Here is a 7,760-nt window from a genome sequence, read left to right as displayed (position 1 = left end):
GTCTGCTGGAGCTGATCAACGAATATCTGTCCCCGGAACGCCTGGCCAGCATTGGCCGCAAGCGGCAGGCGGATGAGATTTCGCCCGAAGCGCTGCTGGAAACGGCGGCGGAAGCGGCCCGCTCGCGGCGTCAGGCTATCACGGTGCAAGCGTTAAACATGCCTCAATGGCTACGTTGCGACCCCCAAGGAATGCGGCTTTGTCTTGATATCCTCCTCGATAACGCCATTAAATACACTAAAGACAATATTGCTATAGAATTAAAGGCTAGCAAGGCGGCAGAAGGGGGCGTAGAGTTTCAGGTAACGGACTACGGCGCGCCCATCCCGGAAGACGAGCTCAACAGGCTTTTCGAAAAGGGATTCCGCGGCCGCGCAGCAGCCAGCCAACCGGGCTCCGGACTCGGTTTGTATATGGCAAAAGCGGTGGTGGAGGTTCACGGCGGCACGCTGTCAGTGGAAAATTTGCCTGAAAGCGGCAAGAAATTTCGGATTTGGCTGCCGATCGCTGCATAAGTCTTGCGCTGTGGTTAATCACCCGTGATAATTCTTTAACGCAAGCCCCAGAATCCGGCGAGCTGTTAACTGAACAATGGCGCATCAATGACGCAAATACTGATTGTGGAAGACAACCTGGAATACGCCGAGGAAATGGCGGAATTCCTGACCGAGCTCGGTCACGGGGTCCAATCCACCAACAACGCCCAGGAAATGTGGTCCGCTCTGGCTCAGGGCACCATCGGCGTTGTTATTCTCGACCTCGGCTTGCCGGATGAGGATGGCTTTGACGTCATCCCGCGCATGCGCCAGCTCTACCCGCAGATTGGCTTGCTGGTATTGACCGGCCGCGTCGCCTTCGACAGCCGCATTCTCGGCCTGCGCCTGGGCGCCGACCATTATCTGACCAAGCCGATCAAGTTCCCCGAGCTGGCCGCCCATATCGAGGCGCTGAACCGTCGCGTTGGCCCGCAGGAAGCGATTCCTGTGCCCAGCAAGTGGACGCTGAAGGTTGCCGCCCGCCAGCTGGAGCTGCAGGGCCAGGCCATCACCCTGACCGAGAAAGAGTGCAATTTCCTGCACTTGCTGACCATTAATACCCGTCCGGTGCCGCGCCAGGTGATCGTGGCGGGCATTGGCGGCGATGATCCGGATGCGGGACGCCGCGTGGACATGCTGGTCTACCGCCTGCGCAAGAAGGCGCGCAGCGGCCTGGGCCAGGATCTGCCACTGCGCAGCGCCTACGGCGAGGGCTATAGCCTGTCCGCCAGCTTCAATCTTTCCTGATAAGGGAAAATAGGGACAAAGCCGATCGCCAATTCGCGTGGCTGAAATTAAATGGGGACAGGGTAAAATGGAACTTTCCATTTTGCCCTGTTTTTGTTTATGGCCCGCCTTCCCCGCCTCATCGTCCCCAATCAGCCTCACTACCTCATCCAGCGCGGCCTGAATGGCCAGGCCGTGTTCTGCGATGCCGACGATTTCGAAGCCTTCCTGGGCTGGATGCGCACTGCCGCGCGCCAGTACAAGGTGGCCGTCCATGCCTACACGCTGTTGCCGAACGAGCTGCACCTGCTCGTCACCCCATCCGACGAGGAAGGTTTGGGCGCCATGATGCAGTGGATCGGCCGCTATTACGTCCCCTTCTTTAATCAGAAATACTCCCGCGCCGGCACCCTGTGGCAAGGGCGCTACAAGACTTCTGTCGTGGACGCCGAGAATTATTTGTTGTCCTGCAGTCGCTACATCGAATTCGCCGCCGTGCGCCTTGGGCTGGCTGGCGGGCCGGAACATTACCCCTGGTCCAGTTATCCGCACCACGCAGGCCTGAAGCCGGACGGGGCGGTGACCGACCATCCGCTGTACTGGGCGCTGGGCAACACGCCATTCCAGCGTGAGGCGGCCTATATCGAGCTGGCCAATCGGGGACTGGGCAGCAACGAGACGAAAGCTATCGAGGCGGCCGTGCTCAGGGGCTGGCCGCTGGGCTCGGACAAGTACAAGGCTGAGCTGCAGCACCGCATGAAACGCCAGGTGCTCCCGGCCAAACGGGGCCGTCCATTCAAATCAAAACCTGAGGCGTAAAGCGGGTGGCAGGCACGATGTGCCTGCCAGCAGGTCTTCGCCGTGGGTTTTCAGTGACTATGTCCCTAATTAATTTTTTGAGCGACTGAAGCAGAATTAATTCGACTCCGACCCTAATTGTTTCTGTTGAGTTTTTTTGTGCATTGCACTACTCTGGTTTTTCGTGATTAAAAAATCAGCGGAGAACTGCATGGAAGCGCAAGGTTTGTACGACCCAGCCAACGAACACGATGCTTGTGGCGTTGGTTTCGTGGCCCACATCAAGGGCAACAAGAGCCACTCGATCATTGAACAGGGTCTGCTGATCCTGAAGAACCTCGACCACAGGGGCGCAGTCGGCGCCGACAAGCTGATGGGCGACGGCGCCGGCATCCTGATTCAGATTCCGGACCAGTTCTACCGCGATGAAATGGCCAAGCAGGGCGTCGAACTGCCTCCGCCGGGCGAATATGGCGTAGGCATGGTCTTCCTGCCGAAGGAAAACGCCTCCCGCATCGCTTGCGAACAGGAAATCGAGCGTGCCGTCCGCATCGAAGGCCAGGTCGTGCTGGGCTGGCGTAATGTGCCGGTCGACTGCGAAATGCCGATGTCGCCGCGCGTCCGCGAAAAAGAGCCGGTCATCCGCCAGATCTTCATTGGCCGCGGTGCGGACATCATGGTGACCGATGCACTGGAACGTAAGCTGTACGTGATCCGCAAATCGTCCGGCCACGCGATCCAGGCGCTGAAGCTGCTGCACGGCAAAGAATTCTTCGTGCCATCCATGTCCGCCCGTACCGTGGTGTACAAGGGCCTGCTGCTGGCCGACCAGGTGGGCGTGTACTACCGCGACCTGCAGGACCCGCGCTGCATCTCGGCGCTGGCGCTGGTGCACCAGCGTTTCTCGACCAATACCTTCCCTGAATGGCCGCTGGCCCACCCATACCGCCTGATCGCACACAACGGCGAGATCAACACCGTGAAGGGCAACTTCAACTGGATGCGCGCCCGCGAAGGCGTGATGAAGTCCGCCGTGCTGGGCGACGACCTGCAGAAGCTGTTCCCGCTGATTTACGAAGGCCAGTCCGACACCGCCTGCTTCGACAACGCGCTGGAACTGCTGCTGATGGCAGGCTACCCGCTGGCCCAGGCCATGATGATGATGATTCCGGAAGCGTGGGAAAACCACACGCTGATGGATGACAACCGCAAGGCCTTCTACGAATACTACGCATCGATGATGGAACCATGGGACGGCCCGGCCGCCATGGCCTTCACCGACGGCCGCTACATCGGCGGTACCCTGGACCGTAACGGCCTGCGCCCTGCGCGCTACATCGTGACCGATGACGACCTGGTGGTGATGGCGTCCGAATCCGGCGTGCTGCCGATTCCGGAATCCAAGATCATCCAGAAGTGGCGTCTGCAGCCGGGCAAAATGTTCCTGATCGATCTGGAAGCCGGCCGCATCATCGACGACAAGGAACTGAAAGACACCTACGCCAACGCCAAGCCGTACAAGGCATGGATCAATGCCGTGCGCATCAAGCTGGGCGAGCTGAAGCTGAGCGAATCCCAGCTGCCGCACAATGTGGCCAAGTACGGCCCGGCCAACGGCGAGAAGCAGGTCGCATCCCTGCTGGACCGCCAGCAAGCTTTCGGCTACACCCAGGAAGACCTGCGCTTCCTGCTGGCGCCGATGGCCGCCAACGGCGAAGAAGCCGTAGGTTCGATGGGCAATGACTCGCCGCTCGCCGTCATGTCCAACAAGCTGAAGCCGCTGTACCACTACTTCAAGCAGCTGTTCGCCCAGGTGACCAACCCGCCGATCGACCCGATCCGCGAAGCGATGGTGATGTCGCTGGTGTCCTTCATCGGTCCCAAGCCGAACCTGCTGGATACCAACAACGTCAATCCGCCGATGCGTCTGGAAGTGGCGCAGCCGGTGCTGGGCTTCGACGATATGGCGCGCCTGCGCAATGTCAGCCAGGTGACCGGCGGCAAGTTCAAGTCTTACGAGCTGAGCATCTGCTATCCGCACGCCTGGGGCAAGGAAGGCGTGGAAGCGTCGCTGGCTTCGCTGTGCGCGGAAGCTGTGGACGCGGTGAAATCCGGCCACAACATCCTGATAGTCTCCGACCGCTCGATCGGCGCCGACCGCGTGGCGATTCCGGCCCTGCTGGCAACTTCCACCATCCACCAGCACCTGGTGAGCAAAGGCCTGCGTGCCTCCACCGGCCTGGTGGTGGAAACCGGCTCGGCCCGCGAAACCCACCACTTCGCCCTGCTGGCTGGCTACGGCGCGGAAGCTGTCCACCCATATCTGGCCATGGAAACCCTGGCCGAACTGGCGCACGGCATGCCGGGCGATCTGTCGCCGGAACAGGCGATCTACAACTACACCAAGGCCATCGGCAAAGGTCTGCTGAAGGTGATGTCCAAGATGGGCATCTCGACCTATATGTCCTACTGCGGCGCGCAAATCTTCGAAGCCGTGGGCCTGAACAAGTCGCTGGTCGATAAATACTTCCGCGGCACCGCTTCCAATGTGGAAGGCATTGGCCTGTTCGAAGTGGCTGAGGAAGGCCTGCGCCTGCACAACCAGGCCTTCGGCCTCGATCCGGTGCTGGCCGACCAGCTGGATGCGGGCGGCGAATACGCCTACCGCGTGCGCGGCGAAGACCACCTGTGGACACCGGACGCGATCGCCAAGCTGCAGCATTCGACCCGTTCCAACAACTACTCGACCTATAAAGAGTACGCACAGCTGATCAACGACCAGACCAAGCGCCACCTGACCCTGCGCGGCCTGTTCGAGTTCAAGATCGATCCCACCAAGGCGATTCCGCTGGATGAAGTGGAACCGGCCAAGGAAATCGTCAAGCGTTTCGCTACCGGCGCCATGTCGCTGGGTTCGATCTCGACCGAAGCCCACGCCACGCTGGCGATCGCCATGAACCGTATCGGCGGCAAGTCGAACACGGGCGAAGGCGGCGAAGATCCGGTGCGCTACTCGAACGAACTGAAGGGCATCCCGATCAAGGTCGGCTCTTCCATGTCCACCGTGCTGGGCAAGGAACAAGTCATGGTCGACATTCCGCTGCAGGAAGGAGATTCGCTGCGTTCGCGCATCAAGCAGGTCGCTTCCGGCCGCTTTGGCGTGACGGCGGAATACCTGAACTCTGCGGACCAGATCCAGATCAAGATGGCGCAGGGCGCCAAGCCGGGTGAAGGCGGCCAGCTGCCGGGCCACAAGGTGTCCGAGTACATTGCGCAGCTGCGCTTCTCGGTACCGGGCGTGGGTCTGATCTCGCCGCCGCCGCACCACGATATTTACTCGATCGAAGACCTGGCGCAGCTGATCCACGATCTGAAGAACGTGAATCCGCGCGCTTCGATCTCGGTCAAGCTGGTGTCGGAAGTGGGTATCGGTACCGTGGCTGCGGGTGTGTCGAAAGCGAAAGCCGACCACATCGTGGTGGCCGGCCATGACGGCGGCACGGGCGCTTCGCCGCTGTCCTCGATCAAGCACGCTGGTACACCGTGGGAGCTGGGCCTGGCTGAAACCCAGCAGACCCTGGTGCTGAACGGTCTGCGTGGCCGCGTCCGTGTGCAGGCCGACGGCCAGATGCGTACCGGCCGCGACGTGGTGATTGCCGCCCTGCTGGGTGCTGACGAAGTCGGTTTCGCCACCGCGCCGCTGGTGGTCGAAGGCTGCATCATGATGCGCAAGTGCCACCTGAACACCTGCCCGGTGGGCGTCGCGACCCAGGACCCGGTGCTGCGCGCCAAGTTCCAGGGCAAGCCTGAGCACGTGGTGAACTACTTCTTCTTCGTTGCGGAAGAAGCGCGCCAGATCATGGCTCAGCTGGGTATCCGTACCTTCGACGAGCTGATTGGCCGCGCCGACCTGCTGGACAAGTCGAAAGCCATCGGCCACTGGAAGGCCCAAGGTCTGGACTTCAGCAATATCTTCTATCTGCCGAAAGTGGACGCTGGCCTGGCCATCTACCACAACGAGGAACAGGACCACGGCCTGGACAAGGCACTGGACCACAAGCTGATCGCGCAAGCCAAAGCGGCGCTGGAAAAGGGCGAACGCGTGTCCTTCATCTCGCCGGTACGCAACGTCAACCGCACCGTGGGCACCATGCTGTCCGGTGAAGTGGCGAAGCGCTACGGCCACGCCGGCCTGCCGGACGACACCATCCACATCCAGCTGCAAGGCACGGCCGGCCAGTCGGCAGGCGCCTTCCTGGCACAGGGCATCACCCTGGACCTGGTGGGCGAGGGCAACGACTACGTGGGCAAGGGCCTGTCGGGCGGCCGCATCATTGTGCGTCCGAACACCGAGTTCCGCGGCTGGGCAGTCAACAACATCATCATCGGCAACACCGTGATGTATGGCGCGATTTCCGGTGAAGCTTTCTTCAACGGCGTGGCAGGCGAGCGCTTCGCTGTGCGTAACTCCGGCGCCACCGCAGTGGTGGAAGGCCTGGGCGATCACGGCTGCGAATACATGACCGGCGGTACCGTGGTCGTGCTGGGCGCCACCGGCCGCAACTTCGCGGCGGGCATGTCGGGTGGTATCGCCTACGTGTATGACCCGGACGGCGATTTCAACCGCAAATGCAATATGTCCATGGTCAGCCTGGAAGCGGTGCTGCCGGCCTCCGAGCAGGCGGTCGACAAGTCGACCTGGCACAGCCAGCACCGCAACGGCGAAGCCGAGGCGGACGAAACCATCCTGAAGCGCCTGATCGAGCGCCACTTCAAGCACACGGGCAGCACCCGCGCCCGCCTGTTGCTGGACAACTGGGCCGAGAGCCGTGGCAAGTTCGTCAAAGTGTTCCCGAGCGAGTACAAGCGCGCCCTGGTGGAAATGGCCGATAACGCCGCGATTGAAGCGGAAACTCAAGCGATTGCTGCTTAATTCGCCGCGTACGAAAGGATATTAAAGTGGGAAAGATCACCGGTTTCATGGAATTCCAGCGCCAGGACGAGAGCTATCACGCTCCCGAGGCGCGTCTGAAAAATTACAAAGAGTTCGTGCTGACGCTGACGAACGACCAGGCCAAGATCCAGGGCGCACGCTGCATGGATTGCGGTATCCCGTTCTGCAATTCGGGCTGCCCGGTCAACAACATCATCCCGGACTGGAACGACCTGGTGTACCGCGGCCACTACCGCGAAGCGCTGAACGTTCTGCATTCGACCAATAACTTCCCGGAATGGACCGGCCGCATCTGCCCGGCGCCGTGCGAGGCTGCCTGCACCCTGGGCATCAATAATGATCCGGTGGGCATCAAGTCCATCGAACACAAGATCATTGACGAAGGCTGGGAGCGCGGCTGGGTCGTGCCGGAGCCTTCGGAAACCAGGACCGGCAAGAAGGTGGCCGTGGTCGGTTCCGGCCCTGCCGGCCTGGCCGCTGCCCAGCAGCTGGCGCGCGTTGGCCACGACGTGACCGTGTTCGAGAAGTCGGACCGTCTGGGCGGCCTGCTGCGCTACGGCATTCCGGACTTCAAGATGGAGAAGTTCCATATTGACCGCCGTATCGAGCAGATGCAGGCAGAAGGCGTGAAGTTCCGCACTTCCACCCTGATCGGCAAGGATTTCCCGGCGACTGTTAACAACTGGGCCAAGGAAACCATCTTCCCGGAAGACCTGGAAGGTGAATTCGACGCCATCGTCATGGCG

5 protein-coding genes are annotated in these 7,760 nt (G+C 61.1%); all 5 read left to right on the top strand.

Translation table 11 applies throughout. The features are described 5' to 3' along the window. On the top strand, nt 1-515 hold a 515-nt coding region (locus AB4Z11_RS16215; RefSeq protein WP_442026277.1), incomplete at its 5' end, for a sensor histidine kinase. Nucleotides 516-602: 87 nt separating this feature from the next. Further along, nucleotides 603-1,283 (top strand): response regulator transcription factor, encoded by a 681-nt coding sequence (locus tag AB4Z11_RS16210; protein WP_395404257.1) that lies wholly within the window; start codon nt 603-605, stop codon nt 1,281-1,283. A gap of 99 nt (nt 1,284-1,382) precedes the next feature. Further along, nucleotides 1,383-2,081: a transposase gene (locus tag AB4Z11_RS16205; protein ID WP_442026276.1), complete on the top strand. Its 699-nt coding sequence runs from the start codon at nt 1,383-1,385 to the stop codon at nt 2,079-2,081. A gap of 190 nt (nt 2,082-2,271) precedes the next feature. Next, entirely contained in the window at nt 2,272-6,993 is a 4,722-nt protein-coding gene (locus AB4Z11_RS16200; RefSeq protein WP_442026275.1) for a glutamate synthase-related protein, read from the top strand. Between the two features lie 26 nt (nt 6,994-7,019). Beyond that, a partial coding sequence (locus AB4Z11_RS16195; protein WP_442026274.1) for an FAD-dependent oxidoreductase occupies nt 7,020-7,760 on the top strand: 741 nt, incomplete at its 3' end.

The organism is Pseudoduganella sp. RAF53_2 (genome assembly GCF_052113985.1).
Lineage (GTDB): Bacteria > Pseudomonadota > Gammaproteobacteria > Burkholderiales > Burkholderiaceae_D > Rugamonas.
This window is presented reverse-complemented; position numbering and strand designations above follow the sequence as displayed.

What these genes read in the sequence shown, in the direction of transcription:
- AB4Z11_RS16200 (WP_442026275.1), top strand. Translation starts at nt 2,272, where the DNA reads ATGGAAGCGCAAGGTTTGTACGACCCAGCCAACGAACACGATGCTTGT.
- AB4Z11_RS16210 (WP_395404257.1), top strand. Translation starts at nt 603, where the DNA reads ATGACGCAAATACTGATTGTGGAAGACAACCTGGAATACGCCGAGGAA.
- AB4Z11_RS16205 (WP_442026276.1), top strand. Translation starts at nt 1,383, where the DNA reads ATGGCCCGCCTTCCCCGCCTCATCGTCCCCAATCAGCCTCACTACCTC.